The organism is Hyphomonas sp. UBA3601 (assembly GCF_002375605.1).
Taxonomy (GTDB): Bacteria; Pseudomonadota; Alphaproteobacteria; order Caulobacterales; family Hyphomonadaceae; genus Hyphomonas.
The window spans coordinates 1-25,943 of sequence record NZ_DFME01000020.1; the positions used below are offsets into that span (position 1 = coordinate 1).

27 protein-coding genes are annotated in these 25,943 nt (G+C 60.0%); 15 read left to right on the forward strand and 12 right to left on the reverse strand.

Annotated elements, in window-relative coordinates; genetic code table 11:
• Nucleotides 1–326, reverse strand: a 326-nt coding sequence (locus B4F73_RS01490; RefSeq protein WP_290482352.1) for a CoA transferase, incomplete at its 3' end; no start/stop codon positions are given.
• 29 nt (nucleotides 327–355) lie between these two features.
• Between B4F73_RS01490 and B4F73_RS01495 the strand changes: the two genes are divergently transcribed.
• Nucleotides 356–1,252, forward strand: coding sequence for a hydroxymethylglutaryl-CoA lyase (locus B4F73_RS01495; RefSeq protein ID WP_290480358.1), 897 nt, complete (start codon nucleotides 356–358; stop codon nucleotides 1,250–1,252).
• A 2-nt stretch (nucleotides 1,253–1,254) separates the two neighbouring features.
• Here B4F73_RS01495 and cobT read toward each other — a convergent pair whose 3' ends face one another.
• The 4 genes from cobT to rpmB all read right to left on the reverse strand — a co-directional run bounded on the left by cobT (nucleotide 1,255) and on the right by rpmB (nucleotide 6,447).
• Nucleotides 1,255–3,252 (reverse strand): cobaltochelatase subunit CobT, encoded by a 1,998-nt coding sequence (gene cobT / locus B4F73_RS01500; RefSeq protein WP_290480357.1) that lies wholly within the window; start codon nucleotides 3,250–3,252, stop codon nucleotides 1,255–1,257.
• 27 nt (nucleotides 3,253–3,279) lie between these two features.
• Complete coding sequence (gene cobS / locus B4F73_RS01505; RefSeq protein ID WP_290482353.1) at nucleotides 3,280–4,263, reverse strand: cobaltochelatase subunit CobS; 984 nt, start codon at nucleotides 4,261–4,263, stop codon at nucleotides 3,280–3,282.
• 104 nt (nucleotides 4,264–4,367) lie between these two features.
• Nucleotides 4,368–6,029: an amidohydrolase gene (locus tag B4F73_RS01510; RefSeq protein ID WP_290482354.1), complete on the reverse strand. Its 1,662-nt coding sequence runs from the start codon at nucleotides 6,027–6,029 to the stop codon at nucleotides 4,368–4,370.
• Between the two features lie 133 nt (nucleotides 6,030–6,162).
• Nucleotides 6,163–6,447 (reverse strand): 50S ribosomal protein L28, encoded by a 285-nt coding sequence (rpmB, locus tag B4F73_RS01515; RefSeq protein ID WP_034817354.1) that lies wholly within the window; start codon nucleotides 6,445–6,447, stop codon nucleotides 6,163–6,165.
• 251 nt (nucleotides 6,448–6,698) lie between these two features.
• Between rpmB and B4F73_RS01520 the strand changes: the two genes are divergently transcribed.
• Nucleotides 6,699–7,586, forward strand: a complete 888-nt coding sequence (locus tag B4F73_RS01520; RefSeq protein ID WP_206991848.1) for a DUF3108 domain-containing protein — start codon at nucleotides 6,699–6,701, stop codon at nucleotides 7,584–7,586.
• Between the two features lie 5 nt (nucleotides 7,587–7,591).
• On the opposite strand, the gene B4F73_RS01525 is transcribed toward B4F73_RS01520, so the two are convergent.
• A complete protein-coding gene (locus B4F73_RS01525) occupies nucleotides 7,592–8,611 on the reverse strand; it encodes an RluA family pseudouridine synthase (RefSeq protein ID WP_206991847.1) in 1,020 nt (339 codons plus the stop codon).
• 88 nt (nucleotides 8,612–8,699) lie between these two features.
• Between B4F73_RS01525 and B4F73_RS01530 the strand changes: the two genes are divergently transcribed.
• Nucleotides 8,700–10,409: an alkaline phosphatase D family protein gene (locus tag B4F73_RS01530; protein ID WP_290482355.1), complete on the forward strand. Its 1,710-nt coding sequence runs from the start codon at nucleotides 8,700–8,702 to the stop codon at nucleotides 10,407–10,409.
• Here B4F73_RS01530 and B4F73_RS01535 read toward each other — a convergent pair.
• From B4F73_RS01535 to B4F73_RS01550, 4 genes are all read right to left on the reverse strand, one after another.
• Nucleotides 10,406–11,164 (reverse strand): SDR family oxidoreductase, encoded by a 759-nt coding sequence (locus B4F73_RS01535; protein ID WP_206991845.1) that lies wholly within the window; start codon nucleotides 11,162–11,164, stop codon nucleotides 10,406–10,408. The two genes, B4F73_RS01530 and B4F73_RS01535, sit on opposite strands and share 4 nt — an antisense overlap.
• 5 nt (nucleotides 11,165–11,169) lie before the next feature.
• Complete coding sequence (locus B4F73_RS01540; protein WP_290480354.1) at nucleotides 11,170–11,499, reverse strand: hypothetical protein; 330 nt, start codon at nucleotides 11,497–11,499, stop codon at nucleotides 11,170–11,172.
• Nucleotides 11,500–11,564: 65 nt separating this feature from the next.
• The gene (locus tag B4F73_RS01545) at nucleotides 11,565–11,732 is read right to left on the reverse strand and encodes a YdcH family protein (RefSeq protein ID WP_034817340.1); all 168 of its coding nucleotides are present in this window, start codon (nucleotides 11,730–11,732) and stop codon (nucleotides 11,565–11,567) included.
• A gap of 111 nt (nucleotides 11,733–11,843) precedes the next feature.
• Nucleotides 11,844–12,494: a GGDEF domain-containing protein gene (locus B4F73_RS01550; protein WP_290482356.1), complete on the reverse strand. Its 651-nt coding sequence runs from the start codon at nucleotides 12,492–12,494 to the stop codon at nucleotides 11,844–11,846.
• 163 nt (nucleotides 12,495–12,657) lie between these two features.
• Here B4F73_RS01550 and purE point away from each other — a divergent pair, with 163 nt between their 5' ends.
• From purE to B4F73_RS01585, 7 genes are all read left to right on the forward strand, one after another.
• Complete coding sequence (purE, locus tag B4F73_RS01555) at nucleotides 12,658–13,152, forward strand: 5-(carboxyamino)imidazole ribonucleotide mutase (RefSeq protein WP_290482357.1); 495 nt, start codon at nucleotides 12,658–12,660, stop codon at nucleotides 13,150–13,152.
• Nucleotides 13,149–14,228, forward strand: coding sequence for a 5-(carboxyamino)imidazole ribonucleotide synthase (locus B4F73_RS01560; RefSeq protein ID WP_290480353.1), 1,080 nt, complete (start codon nucleotides 13,149–13,151; stop codon nucleotides 14,226–14,228). Before purE ends, B4F73_RS01560 begins: the two co-directional genes overlap by 4 nt.
• Nucleotides 14,229–14,232: 4 nt before the next feature.
• Entirely contained in the window at nucleotides 14,233–14,988 is a 756-nt protein-coding gene (locus B4F73_RS01565) for a creatininase family protein (protein ID WP_206991840.1), read from the forward strand.
• 86 nt (nucleotides 14,989–15,074) lie between these two features.
• Complete coding sequence (locus B4F73_RS01570) at nucleotides 15,075–15,806, forward strand: ABC transporter ATP-binding protein (RefSeq protein WP_034817328.1); 732 nt, start codon at nucleotides 15,075–15,077, stop codon at nucleotides 15,804–15,806.
• Nucleotides 15,803–16,558: an ABC transporter permease subunit gene (locus B4F73_RS01575; protein WP_051608033.1), complete on the forward strand. Its 756-nt coding sequence runs from the start codon at nucleotides 15,803–15,805 to the stop codon at nucleotides 16,556–16,558. The genes B4F73_RS01570 and B4F73_RS01575 overlap by 4 nt, the downstream gene beginning before the upstream one ends.
• 1 nt (nucleotide 16,559) lies before the next feature.
• On the forward strand, nucleotides 16,560–18,452 hold the full coding sequence (locus tag B4F73_RS01580) for a Gldg family protein (RefSeq protein WP_290482358.1): 1,893 nt from the start codon (nucleotides 16,560–16,562) through the stop codon (nucleotides 18,450–18,452).
• Complete coding sequence (locus B4F73_RS01585; protein ID WP_290480349.1) at nucleotides 18,449–19,501, forward strand: DUF4340 domain-containing protein; 1,053 nt, start codon at nucleotides 18,449–18,451, stop codon at nucleotides 19,499–19,501. The genes B4F73_RS01580 and B4F73_RS01585 overlap by 4 nt, the downstream gene beginning before the upstream one ends.
• On the opposite strand, the gene B4F73_RS01590 is transcribed toward B4F73_RS01585, so the two are convergent.
• Together B4F73_RS01590 and acnA are read right to left on the reverse strand one after the other, a co-directional pair.
• Nucleotides 19,502–20,140, reverse strand: a complete 639-nt coding sequence (locus B4F73_RS01590; RefSeq protein ID WP_290480348.1) for a DUF1223 domain-containing protein — start codon at nucleotides 20,138–20,140, stop codon at nucleotides 19,502–19,504.
• A 129-nt stretch (nucleotides 20,141–20,269) separates the two neighbouring features.
• Complete coding sequence (gene acnA, locus B4F73_RS01595) at nucleotides 20,270–22,957, reverse strand: aconitate hydratase AcnA (protein WP_290482359.1); 2,688 nt, start codon at nucleotides 22,955–22,957, stop codon at nucleotides 20,270–20,272.
• Between the two features lie 118 nt (nucleotides 22,958–23,075).
• On the opposite strand from acnA, the gene ccmA reads away from it, so the two are divergent.
• The 5 genes from ccmA (at nucleotide 23,076) to B4F73_RS01620 (ending at nucleotide 25,931) form a co-directional block, all read left to right on the forward strand.
• Nucleotides 23,076–23,654: a heme ABC exporter ATP-binding protein CcmA gene (gene ccmA / locus B4F73_RS01600; protein WP_206991834.1), complete on the forward strand. Its 579-nt coding sequence runs from the start codon at nucleotides 23,076–23,078 to the stop codon at nucleotides 23,652–23,654.
• A 165-nt stretch (nucleotides 23,655–23,819) separates the two neighbouring features.
• Entirely contained in the window at nucleotides 23,820–24,488 is a 669-nt protein-coding gene (ccmB, locus tag B4F73_RS01605) for a heme exporter protein CcmB (RefSeq protein WP_290480346.1), read from the forward strand.
• A gap of 21 nt (nucleotides 24,489–24,509) precedes the next feature.
• On the forward strand, nucleotides 24,510–25,241 hold the full coding sequence (gene ccmC / locus B4F73_RS01610) for a heme ABC transporter permease CcmC (RefSeq protein ID WP_206991832.1): 732 nt from the start codon (nucleotides 24,510–24,512) through the stop codon (nucleotides 25,239–25,241).
• A gap of 4 nt (nucleotides 25,242–25,245) precedes the next feature.
• Nucleotides 25,246–25,410, forward strand: coding sequence for a heme exporter protein CcmD (locus B4F73_RS01615; RefSeq protein WP_290482360.1), 165 nt, complete (start codon nucleotides 25,246–25,248; stop codon nucleotides 25,408–25,410).
• Nucleotides 25,407–25,931: a redoxin family protein gene (locus B4F73_RS01620; RefSeq protein WP_290480345.1), complete on the forward strand. Its 525-nt coding sequence runs from the start codon at nucleotides 25,407–25,409 to the stop codon at nucleotides 25,929–25,931. Before B4F73_RS01615 ends, B4F73_RS01620 begins: the two co-directional genes overlap by 4 nt.
• Nucleotides 25,932–25,943: the final 12 nt, after the last annotated feature.

Consider the following 25,943-nt stretch of genomic DNA (forward strand, 5'->3'; position numbering starts at 1 on the left):
CCCCAGCGTTCCAGTGTGCCCGGCCGGAAATTCTCGACCAGAACATCGGCGGTCTTCACCAGTTCGCGCAGGATCGCCTGCCCCGCCTCCACGCGGAGGTTCATCGTCAGGGATTTCTTGTTACGACCGATGATCGGCCAGAACAGGCCGATGTCATCCTTCTTGACCGCGCCCCAGCCTCGGGCCGGGTCCGGCAAGCCGGGCGCCTCGACCTTGATCACTTCGGCGCCGAAGTCACCGAGTAATTGTCCACAGAAGGGGCCAGCGATCAGCTGACCGAGTTCGATGACGCGCAGGCCATCCAGGGGGCGTTTGGAGTCTGTCATTTGTCCTCAATGCACATTACATAGGCATCATGACAAGACGCATCGACATTGTAGAAGTCGGCCCGCGCGACGGGCTGCAGAATGATCCGGCCGACCTGACGACCGAACAGAAGCTGGAATTCATTGCCCGGCTGGAAGAGGCCGGCGTTCGGCGGATGGAATCCGGCAGCTTTGTCAGCCCCAAGGCCGTGCCCAAAATGGCGGATTCTGCTGCGGTCTTTGCAGGCGTCGACCGATCAAAGCCGACGCGCCATATCGCGCTGGCCCTGAACGAAAAAGGCGTGCGTCGCGCCATCGATGCCAAGGCTGACGAGATCAATTTTGTGCTCGTGGCCTCGGAAGCCTTCGGCATGCGCAATCAGGGCATGACCCCGCAGGACAGCGCGGACGCCCTGCTACAGATTGCCCCGCTCGTACTTGAGGCTGGCATCCCCCTGTCCGCCACGATATCGGTTGCCTTCGGGGATCCGTTCGACGGCGAAGTCGACATCAAGTTGGTCGGCAATCTCGCCGCGCAGGCCCAGCGCGCGGGCGTCAGCGAACTGGCGCTGGGTGACACGATTGGTGTGGCCGACCCGTGGGATGTCCGCAAGCGGATCGAGCGCGTGCGCATGGAAGCACCGGATGTCTATTTGCGCATGCACTTCCACGACACACGTGGCGCAGCGCTCGCCAATGTCGCGGCCGCCATTGATTGCGGGGTCGATGTCATTGATGCCAGCTGTGGCGGCATTGGCGGCTGTCCGTTTGCCCCGGCGGCGACAGGCAATGTGGCCACCGAGGATGTGGTCTACATGCTGGAGCGCGGCGGCTTCGAAACTGGACTGGACCTGAGCAAGCTGATCGAGACATCGCATTGGCTGGAAAAAGTGTTGGGGCACCCGATTGCGTCGTCACTCAGCAAGGCGGGCGGATTTCCCACTTGACCCTACTTCTTCGGGCCCTTCACTTCAGTAAGGGTCGTCGCCTTCACGGCCCGGCCGAGATCGACTTTCTTGCCATAGCTTGGCGCGCCGCTGGTGGCGCCTGAGACGGCGCTGCCGCCGCGCACTGTCTTGTTCGTCAGAGGCGGAATGGCCATCGCCTTGGGCTCTGGCGCGTTCTCGTCGAACAGGCTGGCCAATTGCTCCGTCATCGCACCACCGAGCTGTTCGGCGTCCACAATCGTAACGGCGCGTTTGTAGTAACGTGTCACGTCATGGCCGATGCCGATGGCGATCAGCTCCACAGGGCTCTTGGTCTCAATCTCTTCGATCACCTGCCGCAGATGGCGCTCAAGATAGTTGCCGACATTCACGTTCAGTGTGGAATCGTCCACCGGCGCGCCGTCAGAAATCACCATCAGGATCTTGCGCTGTTCCGGTCGCCCCAGCATCCGGTCATGCGCCCATAGCAAGGCCTCGCCGTCGATGTTTTCCTTCAGCAGACCTTCGCGCATCATCAGACCCAGATTGCGCCGCGCCCGGCGCCATGGGGCGTCAGCTTGTTTGTAGACGATATGGCGAATGTCATTCAGGCGCCCCGGTCCGGCGGGCTTACCAGCCTTGACCCAGTCCTCCCGCGAAAGGCCACCCTTCCACGCCTTTGTCGTAAAGCCGAGGATCTCCGTTTTCACGCCGCAGCGCTCCAGTGTGCGGGCCAGAATGTCCGCACACAGCGCCGCCACCATGATCGGCCGGCCGCGCATGGAACCGGAATTATCCAGCAATAGCGTCACAATCGTATCGCGGAACTCCGAATCATCTTCCTGCTTGAAGGAGAGCGGCGCTGTCGGGTCGGTGATCACACGCGTCAGGCGGGCCGTATCCAGCACGCCCTCTTCAAGATCGAAGCTCCAGGAGCGGTTCTGCTGTGCCATCAAACGTCGCTGCAGCTTGTTGGCAAGTTTGGACACCGCGCCCTGCAGTCCCTGTAACTGGTGATCGAGATAGGCGCGCAGCCGCGTCAGTTCCTCAGCGTCACAGAGGTCTGGCGCATTGGCGACTTCATCATTCTCGCGCGTGAAGACATTATAGTTGAACCGGTCGCGATCATCGCCATCCTTGAAGTTCGGGCGCAGCGGCTTGGTCCCGTCCTCATCATCATCAGGCGTGTCATCGGCCTCGGCGTCGACATCCATGTCGACGCTGACATTGGATTCCTCGCCCTCCATTTCCTCGGTGTCGCCCGCATCCATCTGCTCGGCGGAAGAACCCATCTGCTCTTCGGACTCCATGTCCTGATCGCCTTCAGAGGGCTGTTCATTCTCTTCGGACTGTTCCGAATCGTCCTGTTCCTGCGTTTCCACGTCTTCGCCCGGCGCATCGGAGGCGGTCAGGTCCCGGATCATATCGCGTACTGTGCGCGCAAAGCCGGGTTGATCGTGCAATTGCGCGATCAGGCGGTCGATGGCGCCGCCCGTCTCAGCCTCCACCCGTTCGCGCCAGACATCGGCCACGCGTTTCGCGCTGTCAGGCAAGGCGCGCCCGGTCAGCTTCTCGCGCAGCAGAAATTCGAGCGCCGGCGCGAGCACCGCCTCAGCGTCTTCTGCGCCCATCGCGAACTCGCCGGACTGGCAGCGATGGTCTAGGACAGCGTCGAGATTGTCGGCCGTACCGCGCATGGCATTGGCGCCCAGGCTTTCGATGCGCGCCTGTTCAGCCGCGTCATAGACCTTGCGGGGCAAATCCCCGCCGGGACGATGCGCGAAATGTGCCTCAGCATTGTGGTGCGCACGACGCAGGGCAATGGCATCTGCCTCGCCGCGAATGCGCGCAGCGATATGGGGTTCCAGCTGTTGTGGCGGCGTGCGCAGCGTGATCGTCTCACCGTCCCCGCCCACATCATTGCCAAAGCCGACCTCGACATCACGGTCTGCACTCATCGCTTTCGTGGTGGTGGCCAGCGCCTGCTTGAACAATTCCTGAGGAGAGGTGTCTTTGGACATGGCTGTGACTTAGCGCGGGGCTCCGGCTCAGGCGACCCTCACCATGAGGGCGCTTTCAGGCAGTTCCTCGGCGAAGCAGCGCTGGTACATTTCTGCCACCAGAGGCCGCTCCAGCTCGTCGCACTTGTTCAGGAACGTCATCCGGAACGCATGGCCAAGATCACCAAAGATGGCGAAGTTTTCAGCCCATGTGATCACGGTCCGCGGGCTCATCACTGTGGAGAGGTCGCCGCTCATGAACGCGTTCCGGGTCAGGTCGGCCAGCGTCACCATCTTGGCGAGCGTGTCTTCATCCACGCCCGTGGCCTTGGACTTCACGATCTCCACTTCAGCATCATGTTCCAGATAGTTCAGCGTGGTCACGATGCTCCACCGGTCCATCTGGCCCTGGTTCAGCTGTTGCGTGCCGTGATAGAGGCCGGTCGTGTCACCCAAACCAACCGTGTTGGTCGTGGCGAACAGGCGGAAATACGGATTTGGCTCAATGACGCGATTCTGGTCGAGCAGGGTCAGCTTGCCGCTAGCTTCCAGCACGCGCTGGATCACGAACATCACGTCCGGCCGGCCGGCATCATACTCGTCGAACGTGATCGCCACAGGGCGCTGCAAGGCCCAAGGCAGGATGCCTTCGCGGAATTCGGTGATCTGCGCGCCATCCTTCAGGACAATGGCATCCTTGCCGACCATGTCGATCCGGCTGACATGGCTGTCGAGATTGACCCGGATCATCGGCCAGTTCAGGCGCGCGGCCACCTGTTCGATATGGGTCGATTTCCCTGTGCCGTGATAGCCTTGCACCATGACGCGGCGATTGTGCTGAAATCCTGCCAGGATCGCCATCGTCGTCTGAGGATCGAAGCGATAGGCCTCGTCAATCGCTGGCACATATTCTGTGCGTGTCTTGAACCCATGTACGACCATGTCCGTGTCGAGGCCGAAAACCTCGCGAACATTGATTTCTACGGTCGGCTCCATGCCGTCCAGCACATCGGTATCACTCATCACAGTCATGGCATGCGTCTCGTCATCTATTGCATTGATGGACCTATCACACCTGACGCTTCCGCCAAGCGTGACATAGGGTCAAATGTGGGTTTGGTCCGCCGCGCGGCAACTCATTCAGCAGCTTGCCAGACGATTTCCCCGCCAATGATGGTCATTCGGGCCTGTGCATCAAGGATTTCAGCGGCAGGAATCGTCATCAAATCCCGGTCGAAGACGGAGAAATCCGCAATCTTGCCGACTTCGATCGTGCCGAGGTCATCCTCCTGGAAAGCTGCGAAGGCGGCGGCGGACGTGAACAGGGCCAGCGCCTGGTCCCGCGAGAGGGCCTGTTCAGGGTGCCACCCCTCCCCCGCATTACCGTCGAGGTCCTGCCGGGCCACCGCCGCATAGAATTCGATCAGGGGTGAGCCGACTTCAACCGGCGCGTCCGAGCCGCCAGCAACCACGGCGCCCCCGGCCAGCATGTCCTGCCAGGCATATGCGCCGGCCAACCGGTCCAGACCGAGCCGTGAGGGGGCGAACTTCAAATCGCCAATCGCATGAGATGGCTGCATGGAGGCAATCAGGCCCAGCTCTCCGACGCGCGCGACATCCTGCGGCGCGAAGATCTGCGCATGTTCAATCCGCCAGCGTAGCTTATCGCCATTCCCCAGCGCCTCGAAGGTTTCGAGAATGTGCCGGTTCGCAAGGTCCCCAATGGCATGGATGGCCAACTGGACGTCTGCGCCCTTGGCTTTCATCATCAAGTCGTGGAGCGACTCCGTATCGAGCAAGGAGAGACCATTGGTGTCCGGCTGGTCTGAATAGGGTGCGATCAACAGCGCGCCCCGGCTGCCAAGGGCGCCGTCCATATAGAGTTTCACAGCGCGATTGGTGACTGTGTCAGTCTCGAACTTCCGGGACTCCGCCACTTCGAAGGCGTCCACGTCGAAGGCATTGTAAACGCGCAGCGGCAGGCGCCCTTCCCCGTCGAGGCGGGCCATGATGGGCGCCTGGGATGCGCTGACGCTCATATTGTGAACGCCGGTCCAGCCCCGGCTGGCATAGGTATTGGCGCCAACCTCCAGAGCCGTCTCGACATCTTCTTCCGTTGGGGCCGCAAGCAGCTGGAAGACAGGGCCCATCGCATTGTCGATCACAATGCCCGTCGCTTTGCCGCTGTCATCCCGCTCCACCCGGCCGCCCGAAGGGTCTTCGGTCAGATCGTAAATGCCGGCCGCCTTCAGCGCGGACGTGTTGGCCACCAGGGCATGGCCATCCGCGCGCGTATAGATCACCGGATTATCTGGGCTGACCGCGTCGAGGTCTGCGGCGGAGGGCATGCGCCCTTCCGGCCAGCCGGTCTCGATCCAGCCGCGCCCGAACAGGACTTCGCCAGGAGCCTTGCCCTGGATCTCTGCCTCGGTGCGGGTGACAAGTTCATCTACAGAGGCGGTGCCTTCCAGGTTAAGCGTCAGTTCGCGCTGGCCAATCCCCATCAGGTGCGCATGGGCATCGGTGAATCCCGGAAACATGACTGCGCCTCCGAGATCAACAATCGTGACCTCGTCTTCGCTCCAGTCGGCCGAGGCGGGCGGCACAACGGCAACGATCCGGCCATCAGGCCCGACGACCACCGCGTCAGCGGTGGGCTGGTCAGCGACCCCGGTGTAAATTATGCCCCCGGTAAAGACGGTAAGCGCTTGCGTCTCATCCGTTTCAGATTGCGGAGCCCCGCCCGGCTGGCATGCTGCCAGAACCCCCAACGCCAGTGCAAAACCCAATACCCGCATGATCACATTCCCTCCAAGACGGGACCATGTGTGGCACGCACGGGCGCCCGCTGCCAGATTATGGACGTAAAAAAGCGCGCGCAGCCTGTGCCGCGCGCGCTTTCAAATCTCATCAGCCCAAAAGGGCCAGACCTTAGGCGACAGCTTTCTTTTCGATGTCGCGCTTGATCTTCAGGGCCTTGGAAGACAAGGCATCTTCCTTTGCCTTCGCCAGGAACGCATCCAGGCCGCCGAGCTTGTCGACAGTGCGCAGGGCTTTCGCCGCGATGCGCATGCGGAAATTCTGGCCCAGTGCATCGGAATGCAGCGTAACCTGTACGAGGTTAGGGCGGAAAATCCGCTTGGTTTTCATTTGCGAGTGGCTCACATTGTGGCCAGTCATCGGCTTGGTGCCGGTAAGTTCACATTCGCGGGACATGGCCTCGCTCCGAATAGGTCTATAGGGATCTCGAAGGCGCGTCGTTACAGGGCAGATGGCCCCCGTGTCAACTCTGAGGATCAGGCATTTCGGCAGTTTTCCGGTTGCAGGTGTCATCCGCTGTCATACTTGTTGAATGCAAACCCCATCCGAATGAGGCATGATCAGGGCATGGCTGTTCAGGTGGTGTTGGAGAAGACGGGGTATAGGGGATGTTGTAACCTAGTGCTCCGGAAAGGATTCTGGTTCAGATGAAACGCGCTTTCCTTCTTGCCTCTGCTGCAGGACTCGCCCTCGCTGGTTTTTCAGCTGCCGATACGGCCCCAAGCAGTGCGGCCCCCGCTGTCCTTGCCAATGTTAAGGCCGGTGAGGCCACACGCATGGTCTATGAACTGGAGGCGAAAGCCTATGTCCTGTTCATCCCGGCAACCGGCCGGGCCCATTTCGATGTCGAGATGCGCCCCGATACCTACAATATCAAATCACGCGTCAAGGTGACCGGCATCGCCGACTGGTTCGTGAATTACGACATGCACCTGCAGGCCTCCGGCTATACGCGCGGCGACGAGCTGAAGACCTATAATTACGTGTCGCAGAACCGGGACGGTAAAAAGAACCGCCGGGTCAATCTGACAATCACGGATGACGATTTCTCGATGACTGCCAATCCGGTCTTCGGGAATCTGGGCGAACCCCCGGCCACGGTTGAGCAGGTCCTCAAGACGAATGACCCGATTACCGCGCTCATCACATTCGCGCTCGAGCCCCGCGCGCCAGGTGCTGACCCGTGCGGCGGTCCGATCCGTCTGTTCGATGGTCGCCAGCTGACCTATCTGCACCTTGAAAATGCCGGCACGAAACAGATTGATGTGAAGGCTTGGTCTGGTGAAGCCATCGAGTGTCACATCACGATGGAAAAGGTCGCTGGCTACAAGAAGGACAAGTCTGACAATGACAATCTGTCAGGCATCGACGGCCCGCTACGCATGTGGCTCGCACCCCTGCCAAATGGTGCGACCGTTCCGGTGAAAATCCAGGCCGATACAGACAAGATCGGCAAAGTCACCCTTCAAGCCTCGAAACTCTATTTTGAGCCGGTTGTAACATCAGAAGCCGCGCTGAATTCTGACGGCGGCTAAACTCGTTACTTTTCGATGGGCAGGCTTCGCAGCGCATCGATCAGCTCAGACATGTCTTCTGGAAGAGGCGCTTCGAACCGAAGCGCCTCTTTCGTTATGGGATGTACAAAGCCGAGCACAGCGGCGTGCAAGGCCTGACGGGGAAAGGCGCGCGCCGCATTGGTTCCCGCAATGTGCGCATCGCTTTGCCCATGGACTGTAATCCCCTTGTGACGTCCATAAACCGGATCACCAATCAGCGGTGCGCCGATATGCGCCATATGCACCCGTATCTGGTGGGTCCGGCCAGTTTCCAGCTGGCATTCCATCAGCGCCGCTGCAGGCAGCCGAGTGCCCTTGTCTCTGGTCCCGAACGTTTCGAGTGCCCGGTAGTGCGTGACGGCGTTGCGGCCAACACCGCTTTCAGGGTTACGCACCACCGCCATCTTCTTCCGGTCTGCAGTGGACCGGGCGATCGGCATGTCCACCGTACCCGACAATGGCCGCGGCGCGCCGCGCGTCACCGCAAGGTATTTGCGTTCAATATCGTGTTTCTGGAACAGTTCAGACAGGCCGAGATGCGCCGCCTCGGTCTTGGCCGCGACCAGAACGCCGGTCGTCAGCTTGTCGATCCGGTGAACAATGCCCGGCCGCTCTACCCCGCCAATTCCCGAGAGTTGTCCCCGGCAATGATGGAGCAGCGCGTTGACCAATGTGCCGTCCCAGCTGCCGGGTGCCGGGTGGACTGCCATACCGGATGGCTTGTTGATGAGGATCAGGTGCTCGTCCTCAAACAGGACGTCGAGCGGGATGTCTTCCGGGTCTGGTGTTGCAGGAACAGGCTCCGGCAGCTTTATCAGATAGCTGGCACCGGCGATGGCACTGCGCTTCGGGTCCAGCACGGCCTCCCCGTCGAGCGTAACCGCGCCTTCAAGAATCAACGCTTTCACGCGCGAGCGCGACAATTGCTCAGCCTTTGAGGCGAGAAAAGTATCAAGCCGGGTGCCGGTATCGTCCGCAGTAGCAGTAATTTTCAGGGTGTCCATTGTGGCGCTTATAGACGAACTTCCGTCTGATCGTCATGCTATTGTCAACAGACCGGACTAGGGGAGGTTCGGAACACGGGAGAGAACCATGACCAAGATCACTCGACGCGGCCTGCTGGGCGCTGCTGCTACCGGAACCCTGAGTGTTGCCGCCTGCGCAACCACGGCTACCAATGTTGCGCCAAAGCCGGCGCCATATGCAGGCGAGGTTGAGTTCCTCCATGGAGTCGCATCCGGTGACCCACTCAGTGATCGGGTCATTATCTGGACCCGCGCCACCCCCAAGACCGGCACTGGCCCGATCCCTGTCTCCTACAGCGTTACCGATCCCGAAAATCCCTCCGCCCCACCTATCACCGGCACAGCTATGGCAACTGCATCGCGAGATTATTGCGTGAAGGTCGACGTTGCCGGGCTCAAGCCGGGCAAGGCCTATTCCTACGCCTTCAGCGTTGCGACCGAAGCGGGCAATGTCGACTCGCCGGAAGGTCGCCTGAAAACAACGGCGCTTCATGGGGACGCCCCCGTGCGCATGGGCGTAGTTTCCTGCTCAAACTGGCAGTTTGGATATTTCAACGCCTATGAAGCGTTGTCGAAGGAAGAAGACCTCGACGTCATTCTTCATCTTGGTGACTATCTGTACGAATATGGCGTGGATGGTTACGGAGCTGAAGTGGCGACCGAGATTGGCCGCGTTCATGATCCGATCACGGAGATGGTCACGCTCGCCGACTACCGCATGCGCCACGCGCAATACAGGAGCGACCCTGCCCTGCAGGCTGCACATGCGCTCGCGCCATGGATTTGCACATGGGATGATCATGAAAGCACAAACAATTCCTATCGGACGGGCGCCCAGAATCACAATCCAGAAGAAGGCGAAGGCGATTGGTCGGATCGCAAACAGGCTGCCATTCAAGCCTACTTCGAGTGGATTCCATTGCGTGAGCCCGCTGCGGGTGAAATCACATCCGCCGTCTGGCGGAGTTTCACCTTTGGCGATGTCGCCACCATCCATGCTCTGGAAAGCCGCCTGACGGGGCGCTCACCCGATGTCAGCTGGTTTGATGCGCTCACCGGCGTTACCGACCAGGACGTCATGATGCAACGCGTCGCCGAGACCCTGGAGACAATCAATGATCCAGCCCGCACCATGCTTGGATCAGAGCAGGAAGCCTGGCTGTCCGGCGAGCTCAAAAGCTCGGTCGAGCGCGGCAAGGCCTGGCAGGTTCTCGCCAACCAGGTCGTGATGGCCCGGACAAAACTGCCGAATTTCCAGGAAACTCTGACGCCTGAACAACTCGCCGCGCAAGACAACGGCTTTGTCCAGACCATGGTTGGCTTTTCAGCGCTGGGCCTGCCATTCAATCTGGATGCGTGGTCCGGGTTCCCTGCTGCTCGCGAACGGCTCTACGCGGGCGCCGCTGCGGCAGATGCGAAACTGATCACACTGGCAGGAGACACACACACGGCCTGGGTGAACACGCTCTATGACGCCGAGGGTGGCAAACGCGGCGTCGAGTTCGGGTGCACCTCGATCACTTCACCGGGCACAGGCGCCTACATTAAGGGAATCCCCGATCTGGGCGAACAATTCGCCGACGCAAACCCGGAAGTGAATTGGCACGATCCGTTCAATCGTGGTTACACAATCGTCACCCTGTCGAAAGACACGGCGCGCGCAGAGTATCGCACCGTGTCGAACATCCTGAGCCGAGACTATGCGGTTGAAACGGTAGCTGTGTACGAAACAAGCCAGGAAAATGGCACACTGAGCGATCTGGTAAGCGTCGCCTAGTCGAGGATACCGGCGAGGCTGGAGCGCCCACCGTCCAGCTTCAGCAGCTCGCCGGTAACAATGGCGGCTTCTGGAGAAGACAGGTACCGGGCAGCATCTGCAATTTCATCAGCAATCGCTGCGCGCCCCAAGGGGGTGCGCCGGGTTGTCCAGCTTTCAATACGCTCTTCACGAGGGCGGATGGCGATGATGCCGTTGACGCGTATTTGTTGTTCAGCCAGCTCGACAGCGCCGGCCTTGATGACACCCAGTACGGCAGATTGGGTAATCGTCTCAGTGAACCGTCCTGGCATGGTTGCCATGGCCGAATAGGACAGGACGAACGTGACGGCCCCCTTCTGGCGGATGCGTTCAACACCAGACTCAGGCAGGTCTTCTTGCTCAGAAATCCGTTCGGAAAAGACCTTCAACGCCAAGGCCGCGCCGCGTGTGGCCTTGGCCACCGCCTTGTCGAATTTCTCCTGCGCGAAGTCTTCCAGTGAATCTGCAGCTTCAATATCCGGAATGACGATCAGATTGTCGACTCGGCCAAACGCCTCGACCGCTACGGTTAGCGCGTTGCGCAGACCGAGCCGCGTATGCAACTCACCATGATGGAGCAATACTTCGTCTGGCACAGCGTTACGTGAGGCGGCTATCCGGTCATCAGAAGGGTCAGCCGCGACGACATGATGACCAAACTTGCTGAACCGACGTGCGACAGCGTCTCCAACCTCACGGCCGAGACCCAGGATGACCGTGACGGGCTGAGCCATAGCCCCTAGGCCCTGGTATCTGTTGTTGGATCAGCGACAGGTCGGCTACGCCTTGTGCGGATGTCATCTCCGACCACGGACAGACGGTCGTTCAGCCGGTGTAGCGCTGCCAGAATTTCGGCCAACAAGCGTACGACGATGTAAAGAAAGCCGAGTACAGTCAAACTGGCGACGATACGTCCGATTCCATGGAAGACATGGCCGCTGAAGATCTGTCCCAACCCTGATAGCACAGCGAACGCTGCGGCTATGAGGAACAGTATGGCGAGGACGCCCGTAGCCTGTTTGACGGCTCCAAGCGTCATCGCTCTTTCCTGATCAAAAATCTCGCGCATGCGTTTTCCTTATGCCTGCTGAAATTCAGGCTAGGGCACAAAGATGAAGGCGAGGTTTCGAGGCCCTAGCTCGCTTCCAACACGTGAAGCTGTTGCTTGATCTGCAGTTTTTCGCGCTTAAGGCGTTTTAATCGAAGGGCATCTGCCGACGGTCGTTTCTGTTCCTCGTGGATAATCTCGTCGAGTTTGCGGTGCTTGTTGGCGAGCTCATTGATCCGGCCTTTAAGCGACATGGCAGTCTCCTTCTTGCTGTTAAGTTGTTGTGTCTTAACGGCAACAGTAAATCACAAGAGGTTGGGGGCGTCACGGGGGGCGGCCCCCGGAATCGCGCTCAAACGCGTGAATTATTGTTTACCTGCCTGCTGGCTGGTTTTCCTGCGCGCTTTCTGGGCGAACATCGCCTGGTCGGCCAGTGCCAGCAGGCTTTCAGCGTTCTGGCCCACCTGCCATTCGACCACACCACAGGACGCGCCGATCCGGACTCCCGGATGGGCATCATCGCCATCACTCCGCACCACCAGCTGGTCGACTTCATGTGTGAGCTGCTCTGCCTTCAGCCGGCTGTCGTCCACATTGGCCTGCGCCAAAACGATTCCGAATTCATCCCCGCCTAGTCTGCCCACGATATCGGTCTCGCGCGTATGGCGCAGCAACAGCTCCGCGATACGGATCAGCACCTCATCGCCCGCCGCATGCCCGAACACGTCATTGACCTGTTTGAAGTGGTCGAGATCGATATAGATCATCGAAAGCGGTGTTCGGAACCGCGCCGCAAGGGCGATTTCACGCCGGATCTCTCGTTTGAAGGCCCGCCGGTTGAAGACGGGACACAGTGCGTCATTGTCGGCGAGTGAAACCGCCTCATCAAGCGCGTCTCGCAACTCATCTGCGTCTTCGCGCAAAACCAACACTTCATCACAGAGGGCTTCAATGGCGGCGCGGGCCCTGAAATCCAATGCTGACAGGTCAACGCCCAGCACATTCAGCAGTGCCAATCGTTCCGTCGCCTTTGGAGTGTAGAAGTCGTCCGCCATGTCGGAAGGTTAAGCAAATATTACGCCGAGATACAGTCATTCCTGCCGCGTGAGCCAACACGCTGGCAGTTGACGCCGCAACCCGCTTACTTATGTTGCGCGTTTTCCAGCGGCGAGGCTTCCCATGACGGACACAGATTCCCCACAGGTCGGCATTATTATGGGTAGCCAGTCTGACTGGCCAATCATGAGGTTGGCCGCTGAGATCCTCGAGGAACTGGGTGTTACGCACGAAACCCGCATCGTGTCCGCCCACCGCACACCTGACCGATTGGTTGAGTATGCAAAATCCGCGCGCGGACGCGGCATGAAGGTCATTATCGCTGGCGCTGGCGGCGCTGCCCATCTGCCCGGCATGGCCGCGTCGATGACCCCCCTTCCCGTGCTTGGTGTGCCAGTTCAGTCGCGGGCCTTGTCCGGCATGGATAGCCTGCTTTCCATTGTCCAGATGCCGAAAGGTGTGCCCGTCGGCACGCTGGCCATCGGTGAGGCTGGCGCGTCGAATGCCGGACTGCTGGCTGCGTCGATCATCGCCCTTCAGGATCCTGTCGTCGCAGACAAGCTGGATGCGTTCCGCCAGGCCCAGACGGACAAGATTGGCGAGTCTCCAGAGGCATGACGATGATCGCGCCCGGTCGCACCATCGGGATACTGGGCGGCGGCCAGCTCGGCCGTATGCTGGCTAGCGCCGCGAACCAGCTTGGCTTTGATGTCCACATTTTTTGCCCGGAAACGGACTCCCCGGCGTCGCGCGGTGCGCGCAAGACTTGGAATGCCGATTACCTCGACGCCGATGCAATGCGTGAGTTCGCAAAATCCTGCGATGTCGTCACACTCGAGTTCGAGAACATCCCGGTCGAAGCAACAGACCTGATTGCGTCATGCGGAGTCGCGCTGCATCCCGGGCCCAGATCTCTCGCCATCTCGCAGGACCGCGCCGAAGAGAAGGCATTCCTGAACCGGATCGGCATTCCAACAGCGCCCTACGAAGTCATTGAGTCGGCAGCTGACATTCCTCCTGCCCTGAAGCGTGTCGGGGGCACGGGCGTGCTGAAGACCCGCCGCGATGGATACGATGGCAAGGGGCAGACTTGGGTCCGTGCGGCTGACGAGGCCCAGGCGGCATGGTCCGCCATTGGAGAGGCCCCAGCAGTGCTGGAAGCAGCCATCCCCTTCGAGTGTGAAATTTCAGTCATTGTCGCCCGTTCCAGCGCCGGTCAAACGCTGAGTTGGGCACCCCCACGCAACATGCATGAAGACGGCATTCTGGCCCGGTCGGTCGCGCCATCCGGTCTCAGCAAAGCCGTTGAAACCGAAGCCCGCGAAAAGGCCATGAAACTGGTCGACGCCCTCGACCATGTCGGCGTCCTCACCCTTGAATTCTTTGTACTTTCAGACGGGACGCTTCTGGCCAACGAGTTCGCCCCAAGGGTTCACAATTCCGGTCATTGGACACCGGAAGCCTGCCAGACAGGCCAGTTCGAACAGCATATCCGCGCCATCTGCGGCTGGCCCCTCGGCGATACCCGCCGCCTCCATGACGCAGAGATGCGAAATCTGATCGGTAATGAAGGCTTGGTTGACCCGACGAAGCTGAACGCCGATGAGACTCTGACCCTGTATGGAAAGAGAGACGCCCGACCCGGCCGCAAGATGGGACACATCACGCGCCGGATTGCCCCCAGAAAGGACTGAATGCATGCTGCTTCCCGTTTCGACCTGGACTGACATCGAAACCTGGCTGAAGACGTCCAAGACCATCGTCATCCCGATTGGCTCCATGGAGCAGCACGGGCCGAATGGTTTCATCGGGACGGATGCGCTGTGCCCTGAAATCATTGCCCACGAAGCCGAAAAGCTAGCGCCGGAGGACATGCTGGTCGGCCCAACCTTCAGTGTCGGCTGTGCCCAGCACCATCTCGGCTTTCCCGGCACGATCACGTTGCGCCCCTCAACCATGATCGCTGCAATGGCGGACTGGACCGAAAGCCTGATGCGGCACGGCTTTGAGCGTATCTACTGGCTGAACGGCCATGGAGGAAACATCGCCACGATTGAAGCGGCCTTCTCTGAAATTCACGCCCGGCGCAGCTTTGACCCGCGCGGCGAGGACAATCGTCACGGCCTGAGTTTGAAACGTCGCGACTGGTGGGATTTCAAATCCGTCATGTCCTTGTGCAACCAGCTCTACCCGGTCGGTCATGGCAGCCACGCCACCGCATCGGAAGTTTCGGTGACATATTACGGCTACCCCGATCATGCCCGCACAGATGTGGAAATGACGCCAAAAATCGCCCCGAACGGCAAGATTGGTGATGCCGTGCAATATCGCCGCGACTTCCCGGATGGCCGTATCGGATCGGACCCCACGCAATCGAATGTGGAAGACGGCGGAAAGATCGTGGCAGCCGCTGCGCAGGCGGTGCTGGACGAGGTACGCCGCTTCTCCGCATAGAGCGGGTCGCTTCTACTTTAGGCCACTGGCCAGACTCGCCGAAGAACGGTATCACGAGGCTCCCGGGAAAGGATCTGTCGCGAAGAATGCTGGACATTCAGAAGCTGGAGAAATCCTTTGGTGAAAAGCGGGCCGTGCAGGGCCTGTCCTTCACCGTAGAAAAGGGAACCGTGCTCGGTTTTCTCGGCCCGAACGGGGCGGGAAAGTCGACCACGATGCGTATGATCGCGGGTGTGTTGGAGCCGGACTCCGGCGACGCCACGATTGACGGCAAGTCAATCGTCTCAGCCCGTCGCGAGGCGCAGGCCGCTTTGGGCTACCTGCCCGAGGGCGCGCCGCTATATGACGACATGACCCCACCAGAATTCCTCGCCTTCATGGCGGCTGCTCGGTCCCTCCCCCGGTCCGAACGTAAATCGGCAATCGAACGCGCCATTGCGGACTCTCGCATTTCCACCGTTTGCGGACAAAGGATCGGATCGCTCTCCAAGGGCTATCGCCGCCGTGTCGGCCTGGCCGGCGCCATCCTGCATGATCCACCAGTCTTGCTGCTGGACGAGCCCACCGATGGCCTAGACCCCAACCAGAAGCGAGCTGTGCGCGCCCTGATCGCGCGTATGGCGCCGCGCAAGGCGATTGTCATCTCCACGCACACGCTGACCGAAGTTCCGGCCATGTGTACCCGCGCCATTGTTGTGGATCGCGGCCGTATTGTTGCCGACGAGACGCCCGAAGGCCTGTTGAAGCAATCTGCAGATGGCACGCTTGAAAGCGCGTTTACGCGGCTAACCGACCAGGCAGAGGCCGAATCCGCATGAACCGGTTCCGTCAACAATTCGACAGTTTCCTGCCGACCTTCCGGCGCGAGCTTGGCGCATACTTCGCAACACCTATGGCCTATGTTTTCCTCGCCGTGTTCCTGCTCTCTATTGGCATGTTCACATGGGAGGCCGCCCGCTTCTTCGATACAGGCACTGCAGACCTGTCCCCGTTCTTCGTCTGGCATCCCTGGATCTACATGATCTTCCTGCCAGCGCTCGCCATGCGCCTCTGGGCAGATGAAACCAGTGCCGGAACCGACGAGCTGCTGCTTTCCCTGCCCCTCGGCATGCCGGGCCTGGTGCTGGGAAAGCTCTGCGCCGCATGGACCGTCGCGGCTGTCGGGCTGGTCCTGACGCTACCCATGTGGATCACCGTCAATTATCTCGGCAATCCTGACAATGCTGCCATCGCGCTGACCTATTTTGTCAGCCTTCTGATGGCTGGCTCCTACCTCTCCATTGGGGCCGCTATCTCCGCCCTCACCCGCAGTCAGGTCACCGCCTTTGTTATGAGTGTTGTCGTGGCCTTCGTGTTCACAGCCGCTGGATGGCCCCTCGTCTTGTCCGGTGTGAAGAGCCTGTTCGGCGCGGGCCTTGCCGACCTGGTGGCCCAATTCTCATTCCTGTCGCATTTTGAGGCTGCGCAGCGCGGCGTGCTGGAATTGCGGGCCGTTCTGTTCTTCGTCGGCTTCATGACGCTGTGGACCATCCTCAACGGCCTGTGGGCATCTCGTCAGAGGCTCGGCTGACATGAAGGCGAAACACTACCTCATCATCGCAACAGCGCTCACGGCAATCATTTTCGTTGCGGCAAACCTTCTTGTACAGAAGGTCTTCACTGGCGCGCGCATCGATTTTACCGAGAACAATCTCTACACACTCTCGGACGCGACAAAGTCGACATTGGAGTCCGTGGCAGAACCAGTCGATCTGACTTTTGTCTACACACGTAGCGCCGGGCAGGATTTCCCGGCCATCCGCGCCTATGCCGCGCGTGTACGCGAATTGCTGCAAGTCTATGAGAGCCAGTCCGGTGGCAATGTCCGCGTGACCGAGATCGACCCCCTTCCCTTCTCGCCGGCTGAAGACCAAGCGCTCGCCGCGGGCATCACTGCGATCGATACAAACGGCAGCGATCCGCTCTATTTCGGCATCATCGGTCGCAACTCAATTGACGACCAGCGGGTCATTCCCTTCCTCGCACCCGAACGGGAGGTGACACTAGAATACGACCTGACCCGTATGGTTGCGCGGCTGGACGATCCAGATCCGCCCAGAGTCGGGATCCTGTCTTCGCTGCCCGGCATGACCGCACCCGGAGGTGAAGGTGGGTACACGCTCCTGCGCGACATACACAAATCGTTCGATGTCGAACCAATCGCGGAAACTTTTCAATCATTGCCTGAAGACCTGGACGTCTTGCTCATCGCTCAGCCGCCACTTCTGTCCCCACGCCAGGAATGGCTGATCGACCAGTTTATCTTGCGAACAGGTCGCGCCGTGATTCTCGTGGACCCCGCTGCCAAGACGGTCGCAAGCACGGGTCCGTTCAACATGAGTGACGCGGCCACGTCCTCCTCCCTCATGGCTTGGGGAGATGCCTGGGGTGTGGAACTGTCGACCGCCGCGGTCGCTGACGCCGCCAGCGCCCTGCCCGTTCCGGTCGATACCGGTGGCGGACGCATAGAGGAACTGGCGCATCCGCTGTTTCTTGGCATACCAGCCGGAGACATGAATCAGGATGACCTGATTACCGCAGACCTCAGCCGAGCAGTCAATTTCGGCGCACCGGGAGCTTTCTCTACTGAAGACTTGGCCGCGACCCTTGAGATGACGCCCTTGCTCTCCACAGGGCCAAGCCCTTCCTTCATTGATGCATCGGACGCCATCACCGACATGGCGCCCCAGCAGGTGCTGCGTCAGTATCAAACTGAGCCAGCCCCGCTCGTCCTAGCCGCAAGACTGTCCGGCAGGCTGAGCACGGCCTTCCCGCAAGGTGCGCCGGCTTTCGATGAACCGTCCGATCCAATGCTGGCAGAGATCGCGCGCGCTGAAGCCGCCGCGGCCCTGCCCCACATTTCGCAAAGTGAAACCGATGCACAAATCGTCCTCGTCGCTGATGTCGATTTCATTGCAGATGACTTCTACATAATTCCCAACGAACAGATCGTCGTTGCCGACAATGGCGCGCTGGTCCTGAATGCGTTGGACGCACTGGCTGGGAGTGGAGAACTCTCACGCCTCCGGTCGCGTGCGCCCAGCCTGCGCCGCATGGGGCGAATAGACCGTATGCGGGAAAATGCCGAAGCGATCTATTTCCGCCAGCAATCAGCTCTGCAGGACAATCTCCAGACGGCGCAGGCGCGATTGGAAGAGTTGCAGGCCATCGGTGCAACGGATGGATTTTTCTCTGGCGACCTCGAGGCCGATCTGACCGAAGCCGAGCGTACGGAACTTTTGGACCTCCGCCAGAAGATCGTCGAGTTGCGCGCCCGATTGCGGGAAATCGAGCGCAACTACCGGCGCGACATCGACCGTCTCGAAGGCACGCTCAAAGCCATCAATATCTGGGGCGGCCCATTTCTGGTCTGTTTGATCGGACTATTCGTCTGGTATCGCCAGAAGCGGAAAGCGACAGCATGAGCGATGTGAGATCAAAACAGCGGATTCGTCGTCTCCAGATTATGGGAGGCATTGCGATTGGCCTGACTGCACTGACATTTACTGCCCATAGTCTTCACGGCCCATCTGCGCGGTCGTCTGAACGCGACGGCCAGCGGGTGATCCCCGATTTTGCCGCCATTCGCGCCGATGCCAGCGAGATTCGTGTGACCTTGTCTGATGAAGCCTACACGCTGGCCAACACGCAGGATGGCTGGAAAATGGGAGGCCCGGACGGTTATCCCATCCGCCCCGACCGGCTTGCGGAACTTGCAACGGGCCTTGAAGGCCTGAGCTGGGGCGAAGGGCGCACGCGCGATCCCGACAAGCTGAATCGTATCGGTCTTGGTGACCCGCGAGATGGCGGCACTGGTGCATTGGTCGAAATTCTTGATGAGGATGGCAAGATCACGGCCGCCCTGATTACGGGGCGCAAGGACAGCCGCGTCTATGGTCGCCTGCCAAGCGAGGAACAGGCCTTTCAGGTCAACGGGGACTTGCCGCCACTCTATAGTCATGACGCTTGGCTCGATTTCGATATTCTGGACATCAATTCAGACGCCATCTCGGCCGTAAGGCTCTTCGATTCCATGGGCGAGAGTCTGTATTTGCAGCGCTCTGTCGGATCGAGCGACCGCAGCTTTGTCCCTGGTCCGCCTTTTCAGGACTTCAGATTGGTCAGCCGTCTTGCTGCCTCTACGCCCGCCCTCGCCCTGACGCGGTTTGCACCCATTGGGGTGAAGCCAGCCAGCAAACTGCAAACGCGCACTGTCGCGCGCCATATCACCGAGACCCATGACGGGTTGGAAGTCGAGCTTCGCGCTTTCAGGGAGCCTGATGGGTATTTCGTGACCCTGCGGGCCATTGAAGCCGGCGAAGGCGCCCATCGCGGCAGCACGATCAATGACAAGGCCGAAGGCTGGGCCTATCAGCTGGCAGAGTATGACTGGAATGAATTCACGCCGCGCGTGTCCTCAATTGTGAGAGCGCCGGTCATGGCTATCGAGACCAGACAGCCTGCCCAGCCCTGATCAGGGCGCGATCACCATTGTTTCGAGAACAGGGCCGAAACCAGCTTCCTGGACAATAATCGCACAACCAGACTCACAATGCGGAACACTGAGTTCGACTGGATTTCCCAACCATGGCCCAAGTGCAGATACCCGCGTAACCGGATGAAGCATATCGGTCGTGTTGGCTTCACCGGAAAGGTAATCAACAAGCCAGATATCAGCCAGATCCGGCACTTGTCCCGACAGACGAATTTTGTCGCCGGTACGCACAAGTTGGACATCGAAATCTGACTTGTCCTGAATCTTCGCAAGCGCCCGCTCGACATAGTGGCGCTTGTTGCCTGCGCATTGTTCCTGTCCATTATAAACCGTTTGCGGCGTATAAGGGCCGCGCAATCGAAAGCGATCTGTATAGCCCCGCTGTCGATCCTTGGATTCCGTCATCGCCATCGGGTCCTTGTCGCCAAGATAGTCCCAATAGTCGACGGACCAGGTCAGCACGAGCAGGTCATCGCGCTCGGCATTCACCGCTTTCAACGTTTTGTGGGCTTTTGGGCAGGCGCGGCAATTCTGGGACGCAAACAGCTCCACCAATACCGGACCTTCGGCAAAGGCGGGTGCCACCATGAGTTCCATGGCAAGCAGGAGGGAAAGCACAATTCGTATCATTTCAGTCCCAGTTTATAGAGCCAACTCCGCTTCCGTGACAGTCACAGGGATGTGAGGGCTGCAAAAAAGCCCCCACAGCACGCTGCAGGGGCTCTCTGATCAGAAATCGCGAACCGCTCAGGCTGCTGCGCGGGCGAGGTTCCGCAGCACATAGTGCAGGATGCCGCCATTGCGGTAATAGTCGAGTTCGTTCTCGGTATCGATGCGAACCGTCGTATTGGCGGTAAAGCTCGTACCGTCTTCGCGTGTGATCTCCACGGCGAGCGTCTGGCGCGGCTTGATTGAATCGATTCCCTTGATGGTCACCTGCTCTTTACCGGTCAGGCCGAGCGACGCGGCACTCTCCCCGTCAGCAAATTCGAGTGGCAGAACACCCATGCCGATCAGGTTTGACCGGTGGATCCGCTCAAAACTGCCCGCGATGACGGCGCGAACGCCCAGCAGGACCGTACCCTTGGCCGCCCAGTCACGCGACGACCCATTGCCGTAAAGATCGCCAGCAAACACAACAAGCGGTGTGCCTTCGGCTTCATACTTCATGGCCGCATCATAGATCGGCATCTGCTCAGCGTCCGGATAGTGTACCGTCACGCCGCCTTCGACACCCGGAACCATCTGGTTCTTGATGCGGATATTGGCGAACGTGCCGCGCATCATGACTTCATGGTTGCCGCGGCGCGAGCCGTAGGAGTTGAAGTCCAGCGGAGAGACCTGGTGTTCCTGCAAGTACACACCAGCCGGGCTGGAGGCCTTGATCGATCCGGCCGGAGAGATGTGGTCGGTCGTGATGGAATCACCAAACAGTGCCAGGACGCGCGCGTTCTCGACGTCCGCCGGCGCGTCGATGTCCAGGCCCATGCCTTCAAAGTAAGGCGGGTTCTGAACATAGGTGGAGGCTGGAGGCCAGCTATAGGTCTGGCCACCGGACACTTCGATGCCCTGCCAGTGCTCGTCGCCCTTGAAGACGTCGGAATAGCGCTCGGCAAACATTTGCGGCGTCACGGCTTTCGACATAATCTCGGCAATCTCGTGCGAGGTTGGCCAGATGTCTTTCAGGAAGACGTCATTGCCGTTCGTGTCCTTGCCCAGCGGATCCTTGGTCAGGTTCACGCGCAGCGAACCTGCGATGGCATAGGCGACGACCAGCGGTGGAGAGGCAAGATAGTTGGCCTTGATGTCCGGGCCGATCCGGCCTTCGAAGTTACGGTTGCCCGACAACACCGAACAGGAGACGAGATCGCCATCGGCGATCGCTTTCGCCAGTGGGGCTTCGAGTGGACCGGAATTACCGATACACGTCGTGCAACCATATCCGACGAGGTTGAACCCGAGCGCATCGAGTTCATCCGACAGGCCGGCCTTGTCGAGATAGTCAGTGACAACCTGCGAGCCCGGCGCAAGGGATGTCTTCACCCAGGGCTTGCGGTTCAGGCCCAATTCGCGCGCTTTCTTGGCCACAAGGCCAGCAGCAATGAGAACGGACGGGTTGGACGTATTCGTACAAGATGTAATCGCCGCAATGAACACGTCACCATGCGTGACGGTGTAGTCCTTGCCTTCGACCGCGATTGGTTCAGCGGCATCGGCTGCCTTGCTGAATTCCTTCGCCATGGCTTCGGCAAAGGCGGTGTCGCCTTCGGACAGCAGGACGCGATCCTGCGGACGCTTCGGGCCGGAAATCGACGGCACAACTGCGCCAAGGTCAAGTTCCAGCGTATCAGTGAAGATCGGCTCAGCCTGTTCCGGACGCCAGTAGCCCTGTGCCTTGGCATAGGCCTCGACGAGGGCAACACGCTCGGCGTCACGGCCGGTATTGGTGAGGTATTTGACGGTGTCCTCATCAACCGGGAAGAAGCCACAGGTCGCGCCATATTCCGGCGCCATGTTGGAGATCGTCGCCTGGTCTTCGAGGGTCAGGTTCGACAGGCCCGGGCCGTAGAATTCGACGAATTTGCCGACGACGCCCTTGGCGCGCAGCATTTGCACAACTGTCAGCACGAGGTCGGTCGCTGTGGCGCCTTCTGCCATCTTGCCGTCAAGACGGAAGCCGATGACTTCCGGGATCAGCATGGAGACTGGCTGACCCAGCATGGCTGCTTCGGCTTCAATGCCGCCAACGCCCCAACCGAGCACGGCGAGGCCGTTGATCATGGTCGTGTGCGAGTCGGTGCCGACGCAGGTGTCAGGATAGGCAACGGTTTCGCCGTCTTCATCTTTTGTCCAGACCGTCTGGCCCAGATATTCGAGGTTCACCTGGTGGCAGATGCCGGTGCCCGGTGGCACAACGCGGAAATTCTTGAACGCAGTGGAACCCCAACGCAGGAACTCATACCGCTCCTGGTTGCGCTTGTATTCGATTTCGACGTTCTTTTCGAAGCTGTTCTCGCCGCCGAAGCTGTCGACCATGACCGAGTGGTCGATGACGAGGTCGACCGGGACTTGCGGGTTGATCGCGTCTGCTGACGCGCCGAGCTTCTGCGCGGCATCGCGCATGGCTGCAAGGTCAACCACAGCCGGAACCCCGGTGAAATCCTGCATCAGCACACGAGCCGGACGGTAGGCGATCTCGTGGCTGACACCGCCCTTGTTCTCAAGCCAGGATTTGAATGCGAGAATGTCGTCCTTGGTGACGGTCTTGCCGTCCTCATGGCGCAACATGTTCTCAAGCAGGACCTTGAGGGACGCAGGCAGGCGGGAAACGTCGCCAAGACCGTTTTCTGCGGCTGCGGACAGCGAGAAATACGTGTAGGTCTTGCTACCGACGGTGAGTGTGCGTTTTGACTTGAAGCTGTCGAGGGACGGCATGGGGAGGGAACCTCGCGTCTGAAATTATCGATCTGCGGCGATGAGCCGCCGCGCTGGTCTGTCTCATATAGGCCCTAGTGCATTGAGGCAATTGGGACAAAGGGTCTAAACGGGACATATGAGCGCCAGCGCCCTCCTTTCCGCAGCCGATATCGGCATGATCCGCGGCGAACGCCTCCTGTTCCGGGAGGTGTCCCTGTCCTTGGCGCCGGGCGAAGCAATTGTCCTGCGCGGCCCGAATGGCGCGGGCAAGACGACGCTGCTGCGTATTCTCGCAGGCCTGACGCAGGCCGAGACCGGCACAATTGACCGCAACGCGCCGCATCATTGGGTGGCCCACCGGGACGGATTGAAACCGCATGAAACGCCGCGAGAGCATTTGACCCTCTGGGCACGCGCATGGGGACAATCCACAACAGACATCGAGCCTCTCCTGGACAAAATGGGGCTTTCGCGTCCGTCAGATGTGCCCGCCAAGCACCTATCGGCCGGACAGCGCCGCCGGACCGCCCTTGCCCGCTTGCACCTCGAATACCGCCCCGTCTGGCTGCTGGATGAGCCGCTAACCGCGCTCGATTCCGAGGGGCGGACGCTCCTGCTCGGGATGATCGAGCAGCACCGGCAGTCGGACGGTGTGGTGGTTGCAGCCGTCCACGGCGATGCAGGCTTCCACGCAACACGCGAGGTAGAGATTTGAAATATTTCTTTTTCGGAATCTGGGCTGTCTTGGGATGCCTTTTCGGTTTTGCAGCAACTTATGTTTGCGGCTGGAAAAATGGAACCGATGGCCTGGAATGTGGCATTCCAGTCTTGGTGTTCTTTCTAGGTCTCGGCTTTGTTCACTGGCGAAAGCTCCGCCGATATGGCTAGCCCCGCACCCATCTTCTCCGCCTTCCGGCAAGCGCTGGGCGAAGCCTGGGCGGGCGGCGCCGGCGCGCTGCTGCCGGTGGGCTTCTTCGCAGGGGCGGCTGTCCTCGTGCCACTCGGCGTCGGAACGGACCCGGAAACCCTGCGCACGATTGGTCCCGGGATTCTGTGGGTTTCGCTGGCGCTTTCCAGTCTCGTAACATTGGAGCGCATCTTTCAGGCGGACGCCGAAGATGGCTCGCTGGATCTCTGGTTACAGACCAGCGCCCCCGCCGCCTCTATTGCCGCAGCAAAGACATTTGCGCACTGGCTGACCGCTGGCCTGCCCCTCGCCCTGCTCTCCCCCTTGCTGCTCCTGATGTTCCAGGCCCAGATTGGCGGCGCATTGCTTGAGAACATGCTGTACTATGCGATTGGCGGGCTGGCCTTTTACTTCTGGGGCGGCGTAGGGGCAGCACTCGCCGCGACCGTACGCCGAGGCGGACTGTTGATCAGCCTGATCGCCCTGCCCCTTTACGTCCCCACCGCCATATTTGGCGCCCTCGCCATGGGAGACGGCCCAAGCAGCGCCGCCGCCCCATTATTTCTCGCTGCCTCAACGCTGTTTGCGTTGGCTGTCGCACCATTTGCCATGGGTGCAGCCCTGCGCTTGGCGGCAGACTGAGGGAAGGGTATTCCGAACGCGATGTTTTCCTGGTTCGCCAATCCGCACCGTTTCCTGATGCTGTCCAGCTGGCTCGCGCCCCTGTTCTATGCGGCCGCAGCCCTGTTGATTGCATGGGGGCTCTGGCAAGGCCTCTGGATGGTCCCAAAGGATGACTATCAAGGCGGCGACATCATGCGAGTCATGTTCATTCATGTCCCGGCCGCATGGCTTGCGATGGCCAGCTATCTCGGCATGGCCGTGATGAGTTTCGTCTGGTTTATCTGGCGCCACGAGGTTGCCGACATTGCCGCCAAGGCGATCGCCCCGCTCGGCGCGACATGGACAGCACTTTGCCTTGCCACCGGCGCCATCTGGGGCAAGCCGACTTGGGGCACCTGGTGGCAATGGGACGACGCCCGGATGATGTCTGTCCTCTTCATGTTTTTCCTCTTCCTCGGCTACATGGCCCTGCGCGCCGCGATGGATACGCGCCAGAAGGCCGCGCGGGCCGGCGCCATCCTTGCCATGGTGGGCGCACTGAATGTGCCATTGATCAAGTTTTCCGTGGACCTCTTCACGTCCCTGCACCAAGACGCCAGCGTCATCACGCCGGAAGGCCCAAAAATGGCCGCTGTCTATCTCTGGCCATTGCTGATCAGCTCGCTGGGTCATTCGCTACTGTTTGCCGCCCTTGTCATGACGCTGATGCGGGCCGAAATATGGACCAGACGCGCTGCCCAGTCCCGGGCTCGCCTGATGACAGGAGACTGATCCCATGCTGCCAGATTTTGATTCCAATGCCGCATTCATCTGGGCGAGCTATTCCGTTGGCCTGCTCCTTATCGGCGGCGCGATGGCGAGTGTCTGGCTGAAAGCCCGCGCGGCAAAGACTGAATTGATCCGTATCGAAGCGCGCATCCGGGACCAGAAACGCGGATGAAGCGCTGGCTCGCAATTGTTCCGGTCGGAGCGCTCGTCGCTTTTGGAGTCATTGCAGCCGGACAATTGATCAATCCCAAAAAGGGCGACTTCAAGCGCAATTTGCGCAGCGCGCCCGATACGGCATTCCCAACCCTCGATTCCGCCCCCCTCAGCTTCGCTCCCTCGCCGACCGGCGGCACTATTGCCGTAAACCTGTTCGCAAGCTGGTGCGCCCCCTGCGAAGCGGAGCACAAATACATTTCCGAACTGTCCGCCGCATATCCGGACCAAGTATTCGGCGTGCTCTACAAGGACAAACTGGACGACGGCCTCGCCTTCCTCGACCGGCTGGGCAATCCATACACGCGGATTGCACTTGATCCGGACGGTCAGGGGGGACTCGATTTCGGCCTGACCGGCGTGCCGGAAACGTTTGTTATCTCAGCTGACGGTGAGATCATTGACCATGTCCAGGGTCCGCTGGACGAAGATTCGGTCAAAAAAATAGGCGAGGCGCTGAAGAGCGCCCCGCCGAATTAGATCCGTTTCCGG

Coding starts and splice junctions, on each gene's coding strand:
- B4F73_RS01495 (WP_290480358.1), top strand. CDS start 356: ATGACAAGACGCATCGACATTGTAGAAGTCGGCCCGCGCGACGGGCTG.
- cobT (WP_290480357.1), bottom strand. CDS start 3,252: ATGTCCAAAGACACCTCTCCTCAGGAATTGTTCAAGCAGGCGCTGGCC.
- cobS (WP_290482353.1), bottom strand. CDS start 4,263: ATGACTGTGATGAGTGATACCGATGTGCTGGACGGCATGGAGCCGACC.
- B4F73_RS01510 (WP_290482354.1), bottom strand. CDS start 6,029: ATGCGGGTATTGGGTTTTGCACTGGCGTTGGGGGTTCTGGCAGCATGC.
- rpmB (WP_034817354.1), bottom strand. CDS start 6,447: ATGTCCCGCGAATGTGAACTTACCGGCACCAAGCCGATGACTGGCCAC.
- B4F73_RS01520 (WP_206991848.1), top strand. CDS start 6,699: ATGAAACGCGCTTTCCTTCTTGCCTCTGCTGCAGGACTCGCCCTCGCT.
- B4F73_RS01525 (WP_206991847.1), bottom strand. CDS start 8,611: ATGGACACCCTGAAAATTACTGCTACTGCGGACGATACCGGCACCCGG.
- B4F73_RS01530 (WP_290482355.1), top strand. CDS start 8,700: ATGACCAAGATCACTCGACGCGGCCTGCTGGGCGCTGCTGCTACCGGA.
- B4F73_RS01535 (WP_206991845.1), bottom strand. CDS start 11,164: ATGGCTCAGCCCGTCACGGTCATCCTGGGTCTCGGCCGTGAGGTTGGA.
- B4F73_RS01540 (WP_290480354.1), bottom strand. CDS start 11,499: ATGCGCGAGATTTTTGATCAGGAAAGAGCGATGACGCTTGGAGCCGTC.
- B4F73_RS01545 (WP_034817340.1), bottom strand. CDS start 11,732: ATGTCGCTTAAAGGCCGGATCAATGAGCTCGCCAACAAGCACCGCAAA.
- purE (WP_290482357.1), top strand. CDS start 12,658: ATGACGGACACAGATTCCCCACAGGTCGGCATTATTATGGGTAGCCAG.
- B4F73_RS01560 (WP_290480353.1), top strand. CDS start 13,149: ATGACGATGATCGCGCCCGGTCGCACCATCGGGATACTGGGCGGCGGC.
- B4F73_RS01565 (WP_206991840.1), top strand. CDS start 14,233: ATGCTGCTTCCCGTTTCGACCTGGACTGACATCGAAACCTGGCTGAAG.
- B4F73_RS01570 (WP_034817328.1), top strand. CDS start 15,075: ATGCTGGACATTCAGAAGCTGGAGAAATCCTTTGGTGAAAAGCGGGCC.
- B4F73_RS01575 (WP_051608033.1), top strand. CDS start 15,803: ATGAACCGGTTCCGTCAACAATTCGACAGTTTCCTGCCGACCTTCCGG.
- B4F73_RS01580 (WP_290482358.1), top strand. CDS start 16,560: ATGAAGGCGAAACACTACCTCATCATCGCAACAGCGCTCACGGCAATC.
- B4F73_RS01585 (WP_290480349.1), top strand. CDS start 18,449: ATGAGCGATGTGAGATCAAAACAGCGGATTCGTCGTCTCCAGATTATG.
- acnA (WP_290482359.1), bottom strand. CDS start 22,957: ATGCCGTCCCTCGACAGCTTCAAGTCAAAACGCACACTCACCGTCGGT.
- ccmA (WP_206991834.1), top strand. CDS start 23,076: ATGAGCGCCAGCGCCCTCCTTTCCGCAGCCGATATCGGCATGATCCGC.
- ccmB (WP_290480346.1), top strand. CDS start 23,820: ATGGCTAGCCCCGCACCCATCTTCTCCGCCTTCCGGCAAGCGCTGGGC.
- ccmC (WP_206991832.1), top strand. CDS start 24,510: ATGTTTTCCTGGTTCGCCAATCCGCACCGTTTCCTGATGCTGTCCAGC.
- B4F73_RS01615 (WP_290482360.1), top strand. CDS start 25,246: ATGCTGCCAGATTTTGATTCCAATGCCGCATTCATCTGGGCGAGCTAT.
- B4F73_RS01620 (WP_290480345.1), top strand. CDS start 25,407: ATGAAGCGCTGGCTCGCAATTGTTCCGGTCGGAGCGCTCGTCGCTTTT.